Source organism: Mesorhizobium sp. B1-1-1 (assembly GCF_006442955.1).
Taxonomy (GTDB): domain Bacteria; phylum Pseudomonadota; class Alphaproteobacteria; order Rhizobiales; family Rhizobiaceae; genus Mesorhizobium.
The window spans coordinates 132,034-145,453 of sequence record NZ_VFWW01000013.1 but is presented as its reverse complement, the minus strand read 5'-3'; the positions used below and the strand labels follow the sequence as shown (position 1 = coordinate 145,453).

19 protein-coding genes, 1 other RNA gene and 1 pseudogene are annotated in these 13,420 nt (G+C 61.7%); 10 read left to right on the top strand and 11 right to left on the bottom strand.

Going from position 1 to position 13,420, the window contains the following annotated elements; genetic code table 11:
- Window positions 1-87: 87 nt before the first annotated feature.
- Window positions 88-723 (bottom strand): TetR/AcrR family transcriptional regulator, encoded by a 636-nt coding sequence (locus tag FJ986_RS25880; RefSeq protein ID WP_140554909.1) that lies wholly within the window; start codon window positions 721-723, stop codon window positions 88-90.
- A 221-nt stretch (window positions 724-944) separates the two neighbouring features.
- Between FJ986_RS25880 and FJ986_RS25875 the strand changes: the two genes are divergently transcribed.
- A complete protein-coding gene (locus FJ986_RS25875; RefSeq protein WP_140676277.1) occupies window positions 945-1,424 on the top strand; it encodes a DUF1772 domain-containing protein in 480 nt (159 codons plus the stop codon).
- A 63-nt stretch (window positions 1,425-1,487) separates the two neighbouring features.
- The gene (locus tag FJ986_RS30560) at window positions 1,488-1,649 is read left to right on the top strand and encodes a hypothetical protein (RefSeq protein ID WP_181165385.1); all 162 of its coding nucleotides are present in this window, start codon (window positions 1,488-1,490) and stop codon (window positions 1,647-1,649) included.
- Between the two features lie 22 nt (window positions 1,650-1,671).
- On the opposite strand, the gene FJ986_RS25870 is transcribed toward FJ986_RS30560, so the two are convergent.
- From FJ986_RS25870 to FJ986_RS25860, 3 genes are all read right to left on the bottom strand, one after another.
- Window positions 1,672-1,968 carry a SelT/SelW/SelH family protein gene (locus FJ986_RS25870; protein WP_140493146.1) on the bottom strand — a complete coding sequence of 99 codons (297 nt, stop codon included), beginning with the start codon at window positions 1,966-1,968 and terminating at the stop codon, window positions 1,672-1,674.
- 12 nt (window positions 1,969-1,980) lie between these two features.
- Window positions 1,981-2,730 (bottom strand): YebC/PmpR family DNA-binding transcriptional regulator, encoded by a 750-nt coding sequence (locus tag FJ986_RS25865; protein WP_140525039.1) that lies wholly within the window; start codon window positions 2,728-2,730, stop codon window positions 1,981-1,983.
- Between the two features lie 210 nt (window positions 2,731-2,940).
- Window positions 2,941-3,264 carry a helix-turn-helix domain-containing protein gene (locus FJ986_RS25860; protein ID WP_140670710.1) on the bottom strand — a complete coding sequence of 108 codons (324 nt, stop codon included), beginning with the start codon at window positions 3,262-3,264 and terminating at the stop codon, window positions 2,941-2,943.
- 51 nt (window positions 3,265-3,315) lie between these two features.
- Between FJ986_RS25860 and FJ986_RS25855 the strand changes: the two genes are divergently transcribed.
- The 4 genes and pseudogenes from FJ986_RS25855 (at window position 3,316) to FJ986_RS25840 (ending at window position 4,890) form a co-directional block, all read left to right on the top strand.
- On the top strand, window positions 3,316-3,798 hold the full coding sequence (locus tag FJ986_RS25855; RefSeq protein ID WP_140493137.1) for an SRPBCC domain-containing protein: 483 nt from the start codon (window positions 3,316-3,318) through the stop codon (window positions 3,796-3,798).
- A gap of 17 nt (window positions 3,799-3,815) precedes the next feature.
- A complete protein-coding gene (locus FJ986_RS25850; protein ID WP_224704223.1) occupies window positions 3,816-4,205 on the top strand; it encodes a VOC family protein in 390 nt (129 codons plus the stop codon).
- A gap of 11 nt (window positions 4,206-4,216) precedes the next feature.
- A pseudogene (locus FJ986_RS31005) lies at window positions 4,217-4,396 on the top strand (hypothetical protein); the annotation flags it as partial.
- A gap of 26 nt (window positions 4,397-4,422) precedes the next feature.
- Window positions 4,423-4,890: an SRPBCC family protein gene (locus FJ986_RS25840; RefSeq protein ID WP_140554908.1), complete on the top strand. Its 468-nt coding sequence runs from the start codon at window positions 4,423-4,425 to the stop codon at window positions 4,888-4,890.
- 6 nt (window positions 4,891-4,896) lie between these two features.
- On the opposite strand, the gene FJ986_RS25835 is transcribed toward FJ986_RS25840, so the two are convergent.
- From FJ986_RS25835 to ssrS, 6 genes are all read right to left on the bottom strand, one after another.
- On the bottom strand, window positions 4,897-5,184 hold the full coding sequence (locus FJ986_RS25835) for a BrnA antitoxin family protein (protein WP_140676274.1): 288 nt from the start codon (window positions 5,182-5,184) through the stop codon (window positions 4,897-4,899).
- Window positions 5,165-5,452: a BrnT family toxin gene (locus FJ986_RS25830; RefSeq protein WP_140676271.1), complete on the bottom strand. Its 288-nt coding sequence runs from the start codon at window positions 5,450-5,452 to the stop codon at window positions 5,165-5,167. The genes FJ986_RS25835 and FJ986_RS25830 overlap by 20 nt, the downstream gene beginning before the upstream one ends.
- A gap of 80 nt (window positions 5,453-5,532) precedes the next feature.
- Window positions 5,533-6,300 (bottom strand): TerC family protein, encoded by a 768-nt coding sequence (locus FJ986_RS25825; protein ID WP_140517541.1) that lies wholly within the window; start codon window positions 6,298-6,300, stop codon window positions 5,533-5,535.
- A 70-nt stretch (window positions 6,301-6,370) separates the two neighbouring features.
- Window positions 6,371-7,195, bottom strand: a complete 825-nt coding sequence (locus FJ986_RS25820) for a YmdB family metallophosphoesterase (protein WP_140493122.1) — start codon at window positions 7,193-7,195, stop codon at window positions 6,371-6,373.
- Between the two features lie 61 nt (window positions 7,196-7,256).
- Entirely contained in the window at window positions 7,257-7,844 is a 588-nt protein-coding gene (locus FJ986_RS25815) for a 5-formyltetrahydrofolate cyclo-ligase (protein ID WP_140493119.1), read from the bottom strand.
- A 95-nt stretch (window positions 7,845-7,939) separates the two neighbouring features.
- A non-coding RNA gene (gene ssrS, locus FJ986_RS25810) (6S RNA) lies at window positions 7,940-8,095 on the bottom strand.
- Window positions 8,096-8,254: 159 nt separating this feature from the next.
- Here ssrS and FJ986_RS25805 point away from each other — a divergent pair.
- Window positions 8,255-9,094 (top strand): MoxR family ATPase, encoded by an 840-nt coding sequence (locus FJ986_RS25805; protein WP_140493116.1) that lies wholly within the window; start codon window positions 8,255-8,257, stop codon window positions 9,092-9,094.
- 40 nt (window positions 9,095-9,134) lie between these two features.
- On the opposite strand, the gene FJ986_RS25800 is transcribed toward FJ986_RS25805, so the two are convergent.
- Window positions 9,135-10,697 (bottom strand): MFS transporter, encoded by a 1,563-nt coding sequence (locus FJ986_RS25800; RefSeq protein ID WP_246681837.1) that lies wholly within the window; start codon window positions 10,695-10,697, stop codon window positions 9,135-9,137.
- Window positions 10,698-10,840: 143 nt separating this feature from the next.
- On the opposite strand from FJ986_RS25800, the gene FJ986_RS25795 reads away from it, so the two are divergent.
- From FJ986_RS25795 to FJ986_RS25785, 3 genes are all read left to right on the top strand, one after another.
- Complete coding sequence (locus FJ986_RS25795; protein ID WP_140676265.1) at window positions 10,841-11,704, top strand: LysR family transcriptional regulator; 864 nt, start codon at window positions 10,841-10,843, stop codon at window positions 11,702-11,704.
- A gap of 63 nt (window positions 11,705-11,767) precedes the next feature.
- Complete coding sequence (locus tag FJ986_RS25790) at window positions 11,768-12,214, top strand: GNAT family N-acetyltransferase (RefSeq protein ID WP_140525030.1); 447 nt, start codon at window positions 11,768-11,770, stop codon at window positions 12,212-12,214.
- 7 nt (window positions 12,215-12,221) lie between these two features.
- Window positions 12,222-13,412, top strand: coding sequence for a VWA domain-containing protein (locus FJ986_RS25785; protein ID WP_140676263.1), 1,191 nt, complete (start codon window positions 12,222-12,224; stop codon window positions 13,410-13,412).
- Window positions 13,413-13,420 lie beyond the last annotated feature (8 nt).

The window sequence follows — 13,420 nt, the reverse complement described above, 5'->3', positions numbered from 1 at the left end:
GAAGGTCGGGGTGGGGGTGGGGGTCGGCGCTGCCCCACCCCGCTGCTTCGCAGCGACCCTCCCCACGAGGGGGCGGGTGAGAGCATCCTATTCCGCAAGCAATTCCCTGAGCGCCATGCGCTTGTAGGCGGCGACCAGCCTGTCGCCCTCCTTCCGCTCGACCGAGATCGCCAGCCGCATGGCGGCCTCGCCCATCTGCCAGACGAGAAACGCCGTCGTCTCCAGCGCGACGGCATCGGCATCGGGCCGCAGGCGTTTGAGCGTCGCAGTGAGAAATTCGGCGTTCGCACGGCTGTCGGCGAGCTCCAGTTCGCGCAGCGCTTTGTCGGCCTGCGTGCCCGACCAGATGTCGCGCATCACCGGCTCCGCCAGGAACAGGTGGTAATAAATGTCCACCAGCTCCGAGAACGCCCGCCGAAGGCCCTCGGCGTCGCCGACGTCCTTGAGCGCGGCTGAAATACAGGCCTGGCTTTCGGCGGTGTAGCGCTCGGCCAGCGCCCAGACGATCGCCCGCTTGTCGGGGAAGAACTGGTAGAGCGAGCCGATCGACACCCCAGCCCGCTCCGCCACCTCGCCCATGCGCATGGCATCGCTGCCTTGCTCCGCAATCAGCGCCGAGGCGGCGGCGAGCATGCGCTCGACCCGTTCACGGCTGCGCTGCTGGCTCGGCGCGCGGCGTGGCGTGGCGACCTGTTCCGGTGGGGACGTGGCGGTTTTTTCCATGGCTCTTCAACAGACGCCGGGCGGCAATGCCACCCAGAAATGACTTGACTCGCAAAATACGAGGGTTTATCACGTTTTGCAAATATGAGGATTTATCATGTTTTGAAAGAAGCAGACGGGATAATTGATTTGAAGGCGTCGAACAGGTGCCCGGCCACCCCCCAAAACTTTTCTGCCCATTGCGACTGAAACCGCCGCAACCGGCATCTGGAGCAACTGACATGATCCCGAAATTACTTCCCACCCTCATCTTCATCGCCGCTATCGGCTCGGGCGTTGTTGGCGGCGTGTTCTTCGCCTTTTCCAACTTCGTCATGCCGGCAATGGCTCGCCTGCCTGCCGCGGGCGGTATCGCCGCCATGAACTCGATCAACATCACCGTCATCACGCCGATGTTCATGACCGCCTTGTTCGGCACCGGCCTGATCTGCCTTGTCTTGATCGCCGGCGCCATCATCGGCTGGCAGCAGCCAGGCTCCTTCTGGCTGCTGGCCGGCGCAGTCATCTATCTCGTCGGCAACCCCATCGTGACGATGGTTTTCAACGTGCCGCTCAACGACGCGCTGGCCGCCGTCGATCCGGCCAGCAGCAACGGCGCTGCTGTATGGACCACCTATCTCAGGGACTGGGTGATGTGGAACCACGTGCGCGCCATCACCGCCATCGCCGCGCTGGCATCCTTCTGGTTCGCCGCGCGTTGACGTGTCTCGGTCCGCCGCGTTCGGCATCGCGGCGACCGAGGCGTGTTTATCGGGAGAAGCGCCGTGAACGACCCGTATTCCACCATGGCCTTGGGCATTGCCGCGGGGATCGGCCTCGGCGCTGTCTGTGGCGCAGCGATGGATGACCCTGCCGTCGGCATCGGCATGGGCATAGCAATCGGCGCCGGGATCGGCGCGATTTTCGGGCAGAGGCGAGGAAAATGACGTCCGGCTTCTGCGGGAAGTCTCAGCTCTTCGCCTTGCGGTCGGAATGACCGAGATCGCGGTCCGGGTCGATGACGTCGCGCACCAGTTGCTTGAGTTTTGCCGCATCCGGAAAGCCGCCGTCGCGCTTGCGGTCCCAGACCAGCACCTCGTTGCACGATATGGTGAAGACGCCGCCGGTGCCGGGCACCAGCGTCACCTCGCCCAGATCGGTGCCGAATGTCGATAGCAGTTCCTGCGCCATCCAGCCGGCACGCAGCAGCCACTGGCACTGCGTGCAATAGGTGATGCGGATGGTGGGCAGCGGTTTTTCGATCATGTCAGGCTTTGCTCACGCAGCGCTGAGCTTGGCCATGGTCTCCTCGTCGACCTCGAAATTGGCGTAGACGCTTTGAACGTCGTCGTCGTCCTCGAGCGTGGCGACCAGCTTCATCAGCGACTGGGCGCGTTCTTCATCGACCGGAATATTGTTCTGCGGTTTCCAGATCGGCTTCACCGATTCCGCCTCGCCGAGAGAGGCTTCGAGTGCCTTCGACACCTCGCCGAGGTTTTCGAAGGCGCAATAGATGGTGTGGCCTTCCTCGTCCGACTCCACGTCATCGGCGCCGGCTTCGATCGCCGCGTCCATGACCTTGTCGGCGCTGCCGGCCGATGCTGGATAATAGATCTCGCCGACCCGATCCCACATGAAGGACACCGAGCCGGTTTCACCCATCGCCCCACCGGCCTTGGTGAAGGCGGCGCGCACATTCGAAGCCGAGCGGTTGCGATTGTCGGTCAGCGCCTCGACGATCACGGCGACGCCGCCGGGACCGTAGCCCTCGTAACGCACGGCTTCGTAATTTTCGGCGTCGCCCATCGACGCCTTGTTGATGGCGCGCTGGATGTTGTCCTTCGGCATCGACACCGCCTTGGCGTTCTGCACGGCAAGGCGCAGGCGCGGATTCATCGACGGATCGGGCGTCCCGCTCTTGGCCGCGACGGTGATTTCGCGCGCCAGCTTGGAAAACATTTTCGACCGCACCGCGTCCTGACGGCCCTTGCGGTGCATGATGTTCTTGAACTGTGAATGGCCAGCCATGGCACCCCTGTCGTGTTCGGCTAGAGCATTGCGCGGCGAGATGCATGACCCGCCTTCCGCAATGCTCGAATTCAAAATGTCAGAACGTCCCTGCTGCGTCCGAATGGACGTATGGCGCTCTTTGTCGGAATGGCCGGCTTATAGATAAATCGGCTCAATTCGTCCAGCCGCGCCGCGCTTTACCACGCACGGCAAAGCCGTGACGGCCGTTCACCCCTCCAGATCCGACTTCAGCCGGTCGATGATACTAAGCGCATGGCCTGCGTACTGGCTGATCCAGCGGTCGTGTATCTGCTTGATCGGCAGCGCATTGAGATGGTTCCAGCGCTCGCGCCCCTCGCGCCGCGCCACGACGAGATCGGCCTCTTCCAGCACTTTGAGATGCAGCATGACGGTGCAGCGGTCGATGTCGGAAAACGCCTCGCACAGCATGCCGGTCGTCTTTGGCGCGTCCTTCAGCAGATCCAGCATCTCGCGCCGACGCGGATGCGCCAGCGCCTTGAAAACATTGTCGTCTTGCGATCGGCTTGACATGTTATTTTTTTATAACATAAGCTCCTATCAATCAAGGAAGGAACTGTGGATATGTCTCTTGGTTTCAGGGTTTCAGGACGCATCGGCAAACCGGTCGCCGACGTCTTCGACGCGGTCGTCAATCCGAAGAAGCTCAGCTCCTATTTCACCACCATCGGCGGTGCCAGCGCGCCCTTGGTGCCGGGCGCCAATGTCGTGTGGTGGGGCAAGGTGCCGGTCGAAGTAGACGAAATCGTCAGGGACAGCCGCATCGTGCTGCGCTGGGATGCCACCGATGAAGAGGGAAAGCCGGCCTACAAGACCCGCATCGAGATGAATTTCGAGCCGCTCGACGACGGCGGCACCTTCGTCACCATCGCCGAGGCCGGCTGGCACGAGGACGCGGTCGGCCTGAAGAAGTCCTATCTCAATTGCGAGGGCTGGTCGCAGATGCTGGCCTGCATGAAGGCCTATGTCGAACACGGCATCAATTTGCGCGAAGGCTACTACCGCAGCGAGATGAAGGGCGAGCCTGCCAACGAGACCAACATTTGAGCGAAGGGAGGCCTGCCGTGAAAGTAACCCCGTTCCTGATGTTCGAAGGCAAGGCCGAGCAAGCCATGGCCTTCTATTGCGAGACCATCCCGGAGAGCCGCGTCCTCGACCTCACGCGCTACGGTGCAGGCGAGGACGGACCCGAAGGGGCAGTCAAGCTGGCTCGCGCATCCATCGGCGGCACGGAGGTCATGATCTTCAACAGCCCGGTACAGCACGCCTTCACCTTCACGCCGTCGGTCTCGCTCTTCGTCGACTGTTCCACCGAAGAAGAGCTGGAGCGCATCGTCGAGGCCTTGTCCAAAGACGGCACGTTTCTGATGCCGATCGGCAATTACGGTTTCAGCCGCCGTTTCGCCTGGCTGAACGACAGGTTCGGCGTTTCCTGGCAGATCAATCTGCCATAGCAGGACCGGGCCAGGCCGAGATCTGGCTGGGACTGTTCACCGGGGATTTCCCGGGCGCCGCCGATCATCTCGCCAAGGTCGGCGTCGAGCGATGCGACGCCATCGAGCCGCGGGGAGAAGGCTTCCGCGGTTTCTGGATCACCAGCCCCGCCAACATCGTTCACATGGTGCGGGAGCCCGACGCCTGGTGAAGGCGTGTTCGGCAGGGGAGAACGCTATGGAAATCCGCGAGACACCGACGGCCGAAGCCGCCATGCTGATCCGGCGGCCGGTCTCCGACGTTTTCGAGGCCATCGTCGACCCGGAGATCACCACGAAATTCTGGTTCACCCATTCCAGCGGCAGGCTGGACGGCGGCAAGCCGGTTCAATGGGAGTGGCGCATGTATGGCGTCTCGACGACGGTGGTCGCCAGCGAGATCGTCGTCAACGAAAAGATCGTCATGCAATGGAGCGATCCGCCGACCACGGTGATCTGGACCTTCACCGAAATGCCAGGTGACGCGACCTTCCTGGAGGTCCACAATTTCGGCTTTGCCGGCAATGGCGACGAACAGGCGAAACAGGCGGTCGATTCAACCGGCGGCTTCACGCTCGTTCTGGCCGGCGCCAAGGCCTGGCTCGAACAAGGCCTGACACTAGGCCTGATCGGCGATCGTCACCCGAAGGGCGCACCGGGGAGTTGAACCGGCTCAGGTTTTACGCTTTTCCTGCTCGATCACGTGATGGCGGAGCACACGATTGATTTCGGTCTGGTAACCACCACCCCCGACATGCTCCTTGAACCACGATAGCACGTCAGCATCGAGTCTGATTGTCACTGGCTGCTTGAGTGGTCTGTAAAGATGTCCACGACGAGCACGAATCCAATTCTCCGCCGGAACTTCTGGGATGTCGGAAGTATTAATTTCGCTGTCAGGCAAACCAGCCAGCTTGGCGAGCTGGTTGCGCTGATCCTGACTAAGGTCCTTCTTGCTCATAGCGCCTCCTTTCATGCGCTGTCGCTTTCCGGGCACCAACAATCCTAACTCGTCCTTCATCTTCGCGATCAGGATATGTGTGGACAACCAGCATGACCACTACGGCATCGATCGTCCCGATAGCGTGCCAACCCTGCTCACCATCTTCAAACCGGTCGGGCACGATGAGATAAAGCGGATCATCGAACACCTTCTGCGCGAGATCGAATCCGATGCCGAGCTTGGCAAGTTTGCGCCTGGCTCTTTCAGCATCCCATTCGAATCGCAAAGCAGCACCATCGATTACGATATTGTACGTACAATTTCGTAAGAGTCAGCCTGAACTCGGCATTGGCCATGTCGTCAGGCTCAATGCCCGCCGCCGGACTTCGCCTTCTTGCGGTTCCGCGCCAGCATGTTGAGGCCTTCGACGAGCGCCGAAAAACCCATCGCCGCGTAGATATAACCCTTGGGCACATGGTAGCCCATGCCGTCGGCGATCAGCGTCATGCCGATCATCAACAGGAAGCCCAGCGCCAGCATGACGATGCTCGGGTTCCTGGCTATGAAGTTCGCCAACGGCGTAGCCGCCAGCATCATCACCGTGACCGCCACGATCACAGCGATGTACATGATGGCGATCTCGTCGGTCATGCCGACGGCGGTAATGATGGAATCGATGGAGAAGACAAGGTCGAGAAGCAGTATCTGGAAGATGGCGCCGGCAAGGCTCATCTGCACGGTCTCGCCCAGCATCGTGTCCTGGTGGTCGTCGGGGTCGACCGTGTGATGGATCTCCTTGGTCGCCTTCCACACCAGGAACAGGCCACCGGCGATCAGGATCAGGTCGCGCCAGGAAAAGCCGTGGCCAAGGGCGGTGAAGACCGGCGCCGTCAGTTGGACGATGATCGAGATGGTGGCGAGCAGCACCAGCCGCATGACGAGCGCCGCCGAGATGCCGAGCCGGCGGGCGCGGGCTCGCTGTGCTTCCGGCAGCTTGTTGGTCAGGATCGAGATAAAGATCAGGTTGTCGATGCCGAGCACGATCTCGAGCACCACCAGGGTCAACAGCGCGACCCAGGCGGTGGGATCGGACACGAAGGCGAAGTGCGGCGCCAGGAACTCGATAAGCTGCATGGAGGTCGTCCCCTCTACGATCTAGAGCAGTGTCGCCGGCAGTTAGGTATTGAGAGCCCCTATATCAATGTCACGTCCAGAAGGACGGCGCCGTTTCCTCGAGCCGCGGCCCGCGGCGAAACGGCGCGATCTTCTCGGTCAGCCCCGTGCGGTCGGAAATATCAACGCCGACGCCGCACAAGGTCGCGGGTCCGGTCGCCGCCTCGAAACGCCCCTTCGGCACTTTCGACAGGAACCGGTTGAGCGGCTCCTCCTTGTCCATGCCGAGCGACGAATCATAATCGCCGCACATGCCCGCGTCGGAAATGTACCCGGTGCCGCCATTGAGGATATGGTGATCGGCGGTCGGCTGGTGGGTGTGAGTGCCGACCACGAGGCTGGCGCGACCGTCGACGAAATGCGCGAAGCACATTTTTTCGGAGGTCGCCTCGGCGTGGAAGTCGATGACCACGGCATCCGCCTGCTCGCCGAGCGGACAGGCGGCAAGCTCGCGCTCGCCAGCCTGGAAGGGATCGTCGAGCTCAGGATGCATGAACACCCGGCCCATGATGTTGGCGACCAGCACGCGCGCGCCGCTCCTGGCGATGTAGACGCCCGAGCCGCGCCCTGGCGTACCCTTGGGAAAATTGGAGGGGCGCAGGAAGCGCTCTTCGCGCGGCGCGAAGGCGAGCGCATCGCGCTGGTCCCAGACATGGTTGCCGGTGGTGACGACATCGGCGCCGGCCGCGATGGTCTCGCGAAAAATCTCCTCGGTGATGCCGAAGCCGCCGGCCGCGTTTTCGCCGTTGACGATGACGAAATCGAGCTTGAAGTCCGAGATCAGGCCCGGCAATTGCTCCCACACCGCCGTGCGGCCTGTCTTGCCGACCATGTCGCCGAGGAAGAGAAGTCTCATCACGCTTGACCCCGAAAAGTGGCATGACTTTCGGCAAAGATCATGCGTTCCAAAGAACTATCTACAATTCTGGCTCGAACCGGCGCAACCCGCTCTCGGTGAGTATTTCCGGGATGATGACGTCATGGTCCTCATTGGGAACCATCGTCACTTCCTGGCAGTCGAAAGCAATGCCGATCAGCCGGGGCGCATGCCCCTTGTCGACAAGCTTGGCGATCGCACGGTCATAATAGCCCGCGCCGTAACCGATGCGGTGGCCGCGCGCGTCGAAGCCGGCGAGCGGCACCAGCATGACGGAGGGGTCAAGAACTTCGGCCTCCTCATGCGGCCCGACGGTGCCAAATCCCATATCGATCATCGGTGCGCCGCGTACCAATTCGCGAAAGACCATGGTCGTCTTGTCGAGGATCGCCGGAAGGCAGAGCCGTGCGCCCTTTTCGCGCAAGGCGAACATCAGCGGCCGGACATCGACTTCCGAGCGCATTGGCCAGAAGCCGGACACGATTTGGCCTGGCTCGATGGCAAGCTGGTCGCGCGCGGTTTCGGCCATGTCGAGCGCGACTTCCACCCGCCAGAATTCATCGAGCGCGTCGCGGCGGCCAAGTGCTTCCTTGCGCAGCTGTTTTTTCAGGTCTTTTGAGGATGTCATGCGCAGACGCTAGAAAAAGCCAGACCTGAATGGACGTTTTGGGAGCGACGCTTTCCATCGCATGATCCACGAAATACGTGGATGTGGCGAATAAGTGACGATCCACACAACCGGTGGAGAAGTCGATCCCGGGTGCCTACAAAGTAGGTGGGCGCCGTGTGAGAAAACCCACGGGTCTTCCCAGGGACAGCTCCCTAAGGATCGTTAAGGCCCCGGGGAAAAGTGTCTCCTGCCGGGAAGCGCAGACCGTCAGCCCCAATATAGGCCGATGCCCTCCCAAGCGCCAGAGACTTGGCGCCAGAGAGTTGGCGCTCTTTCCCTGCCGGCTTCACATTTCGCCGCCGCCAACCCACCCTTGCATGGGCCAAGCCGTCTCCTTACGGTCGTCCGTACTGAACCAAGGAGCAAAAATGCGTTTCGAAGGCACTGCGGCCTACGTCGCCGACAAGGATCTGATGGTGGCGGTCAACGCGGCGATCGCGCTGGAACGGCCCTTGCTGGTCAAAGGTGAGCCCGGCACCGGCAAGACGGAGCTTGCCAGGCAAGTGGCGGCGGCACTCGGGCTGGAACTCATCGAATGGCACGTCAAATCGACGACGCGGGCGCAGCAAGGCCTCTACGAGTACGATGCAGTGTCGCGGCTGCGCGACAGCCAACTTGGCGATACCAGGTTCAACGATATCAAGAACTACATCAAGCGCGGCAAATTGTGGGAAGCCTTCGCCGCCGGCAAGAAAGTCGTCCTCCTAATCGACGAGATCGACAAGGCCGATATCGAATTTCCCAACGACCTCTTGCAGGAACTCGACCGGATGGAGTTCTTCGTCTACGAGACCGGCGAGACGATCCGCGCCGCGGTGAGGCCGATCGTCATCATCACCTCCAACAACGAGAAGGAGCTGCCGGACGCCTTCCTACGCCGCTGCTTCTTCCACTACATCCGCTTTCCCGACGTCGAGACGCTGCACAGGATAGTCGATGTGCACTATCCCGGCATCAAGCAGAATCTGGTGCGGGCGGCGCTCACTCAGTTCTACGAAATCCGCGACGTGCCGGGGCTGAAGAAGAAGCCGTCGACCTCCGAGGCGCTCGACTGGATAAGGCTGCTGGTCGCCGACGACATCGCGCCCGAGGATCTGCGCGCCGACCCGAAGAACGCGCTGCCCAAGCTGCATGGCGCACTGCTGAAGAACGAGCAGGACGTGCATCTGTTCGAACGGCTGGCCTTCATGGCGAGACGGCAAGGGTGACGAGCGGCTCGGCGTCCTGAGGCCGAGCCGCAAGGCATTGCTAGGAGCGCACCTCGCCAGCACCCTGCGCAGGACGCCCGCTTCGCTGCTGCGGCGCGACATGTTTTGGACCGAAGATAGCAAAGCTGATGACGGCAAGAGCCAGAACGCCGATCCCGCTATAGAGCATGACCCAGCCAAAACCGTTGACCAGGGCGGCATGAACGATGGCGCCCGTCGGGTCGAGGGTCGCAAGCTTGGGCGAGTATTGCGCCAGGCCGTCGAGATTGCCGGCTGCGATCTTCTCCGCCAGGGCGCGCAGTTCGTTCGGGTCGACAGCCGTGCCGAATGCGTTGCGCAGATAAGAAACGATCCCCTGCGTCAGCAGCAGTCCCAGCACCGCGATGTTGATGGCAAGCGTGATCAGCCGCGCACTGATATCGATGCCGGACGCCATGCCGGCACGATCGGGTGGCACCGAGCCGGTCGTGGTGTTGGTGGTCGGCGAATTGGTCAGGCCGATGCCGATGCCGGCGATCAGCGTGCCGGGCAGCATGGTCAGCCAGTTGCCCTCGAGCCCGGACCCTATCCACATGGCGATGAAACCGACCCCCAATGTCAACAAGCCGAGCGGGATCGCCACCCGCGCCTGATAGCGTGCCCGAAGGCGCTCGGCGATCGACGGCATCAGCATGAAGGGTAGCGTGTAGACGAGCAGCAACAGCCCGGTCGTGGTGCTGTCGTAACCGAGGACCCCCGAAAAATAGATCGGCAGATAGATGATGAACGGCCAGTAGCTGAAATTCATGCCGATGCCGCCCATGATCGCTCCCGAGAATTGGCGGATGCGGAAAACCGAGAAATCGAACATCGGATAGGGATTGATCTTCTCGGCTACGAGGAACGCGACGAAGGCCAGCACGGCCGCGCTTGCCACGCCGATGCGCGCGCCAGCCGCCATATCTGCCCCTTGCGTGATCAGATAGGAGAAGCCGAACACCGCGAACGACAGTGTCAGTATGCCGGCCCGGTCAAGCTTCTGGGCGTTGCGATCGCGCGATTCGGTGACACCGGCGCCGATGAAAGCCAAGGCAAGAACGGCAAGCGGCACATGGATGAGGAACACCCATTGCCAACTCGACAGCGTCACAATCAATCCGCCAATGGCGGGGCCGAAGCCAAGCCCGATGCCCGAGACGACGCTCCAGGCGACGAAGGCTTTGCCGCGTTCACTGCCGTCTTGAAACTGGTGGGACAACACCGCCACGCTGCAGGTAAACATCGCTCCGCCCGCCAGGCCCTGAAGAAACCGGGCGATGATCAGCAGCGGAGCGCTCGTTGCGAGACCGCATAGCAGGGAGGCGAGGCCAAAGGCGACGGTGGTGCCCACCATCACGCGTTTGCGGCCGAGACGGTCGGCCAATGTCCCCGTCGCCATCAACACCGTGGTGCAGGCAATGGTGTAGGCATTCATGATCCATTGCAGATCCTTGAAATCAGCGCCAAGCACGGTTTCCAGTTTCGGCAGGATCACCGGGACGCTGGAGATTTCGAGGCCGAACAGCAGCGAGGCGAGGCAGACCCCCGCAAGAGCAACGGTGTTTCGGTCGATTGGAAACGTCATGTCGGTCACTTTCAGTCGGAGCATTCGGAAGTGGCTGCGAGCGTCGCTCTTCACACAGCGGTCGACATGACTTAAATGACCCCCCATCATGAAAAAAGACTATGCGTTTCTATTTCAGAAATGACAAAACGGAATGATTAGAGATGCCCAGTCTTGACGTCGATGCCGTGCGGACCTTCGTCATGGTGGCCGACCTGCAGAGCTTCACGCGTGCGGCTGCCGCGCTGGGCAGCACCCAGGCGACGATCAGCGTTAAGCTGCGTCGGCTGGAAGAGAAGCTCGGCGCGCGTCTGATCGAACGAACGCCGCGCCGCGTGGCCCTCTCGGCAAGGGGAGCGGCTTTTCTCCCGGCGGCGCGTGAATTCCTTGCCGCCCACGAACGAGCCGTTACGGAATTTTCCGACGCGCCGTGTCGGCTTGCTCTCGGCTTTGTCGATCACGTCGCCGGGCCTGAGCTGTCCATATTGATAGCCCAGTTGCATGCCCATGATCCGTCGCTCGCGCTCAACATCAGGATCGATACGAGCTCCATGCTGGAGGAGGCTTTCGATCGCGGTGAGCTCGATGCGGTGATTGTCCATCAGGAAGACGACAGCCGCCGCGGCGAAGCCTTGTCGCGCACTCAATATGGCTGGTTCGCCGCCCCGGCCTTCGAATGGCGGCCGGGAACGCCATTGCGCCTGGCGCTGCTAAGCACCGTATGCAATTGCCCTGACCGCGTGAGAGCTGTCGAGACGCTGGATAAGGCAGGCATTGCCTGGAACGAGGCTTTCGTGGGCGGCGGCGGCGCAGCCGTCAATATCGCGGTGTCGGCCGGCTTCGCCGTCGCTGCGCTCGCCTACCGTGTCGCGCCGCCCGGCCTGGTCGAGGTGGGCCGCAAACTCGGCCTGCCGCCAATTCCCCCTTCCGAGATCGTTTTGCATTCGCACAGCTTGGCGCCAAGGGCACGAGAGGCGCTGCACATGCTCGCGACCGCTTTTCGCGAGTATAATTTGCCGGCGGGATAGGCAAGGGTGTTCCTGATCCCGATTCTGTTGGTATGGATTGAGTTCCAGACCAGAGGGAACGAAATGGCCGAGATCACTATCCGCCCGCTCGCAGAATCCGACCACGCCGACTGGCGCAGGCTTTGGACCGCTTACCTTGCTTTCTACGAGACGAAACTGCCGCAAGAGGTCTACGAGGTCACCTGGAAGCGCCTGTTCACGCAAGGCGAGTTCGAACCTAAGGGCTTTATCGCCGTCCTCGACGGCAAGGCTGTCGGCCTCACCCATTACCTGTACCATCGCTCTTGCTGGTCCGAGAAAAACAACTGCTACTTGCAAGATCTGTTCGCCGACCCCGAAGTGCGCGGCAAGGGGATTGGCGCTGCGCTGATCGAAGCCGTGAAGCAGGAAGCCGGCAAGATCGGCGTCAGGAATGTCTACTGGATGACGCACGAAACCAACGCCACGGCGCGCAAGCTCTATGACCATGTCGCGCGCCGCACCGGCTTCATCGAGTACGACCTCTTATAGACAGAAAATGTTCATCCCTTTCTTCCTCGAACTGAAGGCTGCACGCGTTCCCGTCTCTTTGCGGGAATACCTGTTGCTGCTGGAGGGGTTGGAAGCCGGGCTGGTCGACTATGACGTCGAAGGTTTTTACTACCTCGCTCGCGCCGCGCTGGTGAAGGACGAGTGCCATATCGACCGCTTCGACCAGGTGTTCGCGCATGTCTTCAAGGGTGTTGAGGCGCTCAGCGGTCCGAATGCCGTCAACGTCGCTGATATCCCCGAGGAATGGCTGCGCCGGCTGGCCGAAAAGCACCTGACCGAGGAAGAGAAAAAGCTGGTCGCGGCGCTCGGCGGTTTCGAGAAGCTGATGGAGACGCTGAAGCAGCGGCTCGAGGAGCAGAAAGGCCGCCACCAAGGCGGCTCGAAATGGATCGGCACTGGCGGCACCTCGCCTTTCGGCGCCTATGGCTACAATCCCGAAGGCGTGCGCATCGGCCAGCATGAGAGCCGCAACCGCCGGGCCGTGAAGGTCTGGGACAGGCGCGAGTTCAGGAATTTCGACGACGCCGTCGAGCTCGGCACCCGCAACATCAAGATCGCGCTCAAGCGGCTGCGCCGCTGGGTGCGTGAAGGCGCCGAGGAGGAGTTCGACCTGCCCGGCACCATCCACGCCACCGCCGAGCACGGTTATCTCGACGTCAAGACGCGGCCAGAGCGGCGCAACGCGGTGAAGCTTTTGATGTTCTTCGATGTCGGCGGCTCGATGGACGACCACATCAGAAGCGTCGAGGAATTGTTCTCGGCCGCCCGCGCCGAATTCCGCCAGCTCGAATATTTTTATTTCCACAACTGCCTCTACGAGGGCGTGTGGAAGGACAATCGCCGTCGCCATGCCGAGACGATCCCGACCTTCGACCTCCTCCACAAATATGGGCCTGACTACAAGGTGATCGTGGTCGGCGATGCCTCGATGAGCCCTTACGAGATCGCGCATCCCGGTGGCTCGGTCGAGCACTGGAACCCGGAGGCGGGCGCCGTCTGGCTCGGCCGTCTGCTGCGGCAGTGGCCGAATGCGGTATGGCTGAACCCCGAGAGCCAGAAGAACTGGGGTTTCACCCATTCGATCGCTATGATCCGCGACATGTTCGGCGGCCGCATGTTTCCGCTGACGCTGGCTGGGCTGGAAGGCGCGACGAGGCAATTGTCGCGTAAGCATTGAGCCGGCAC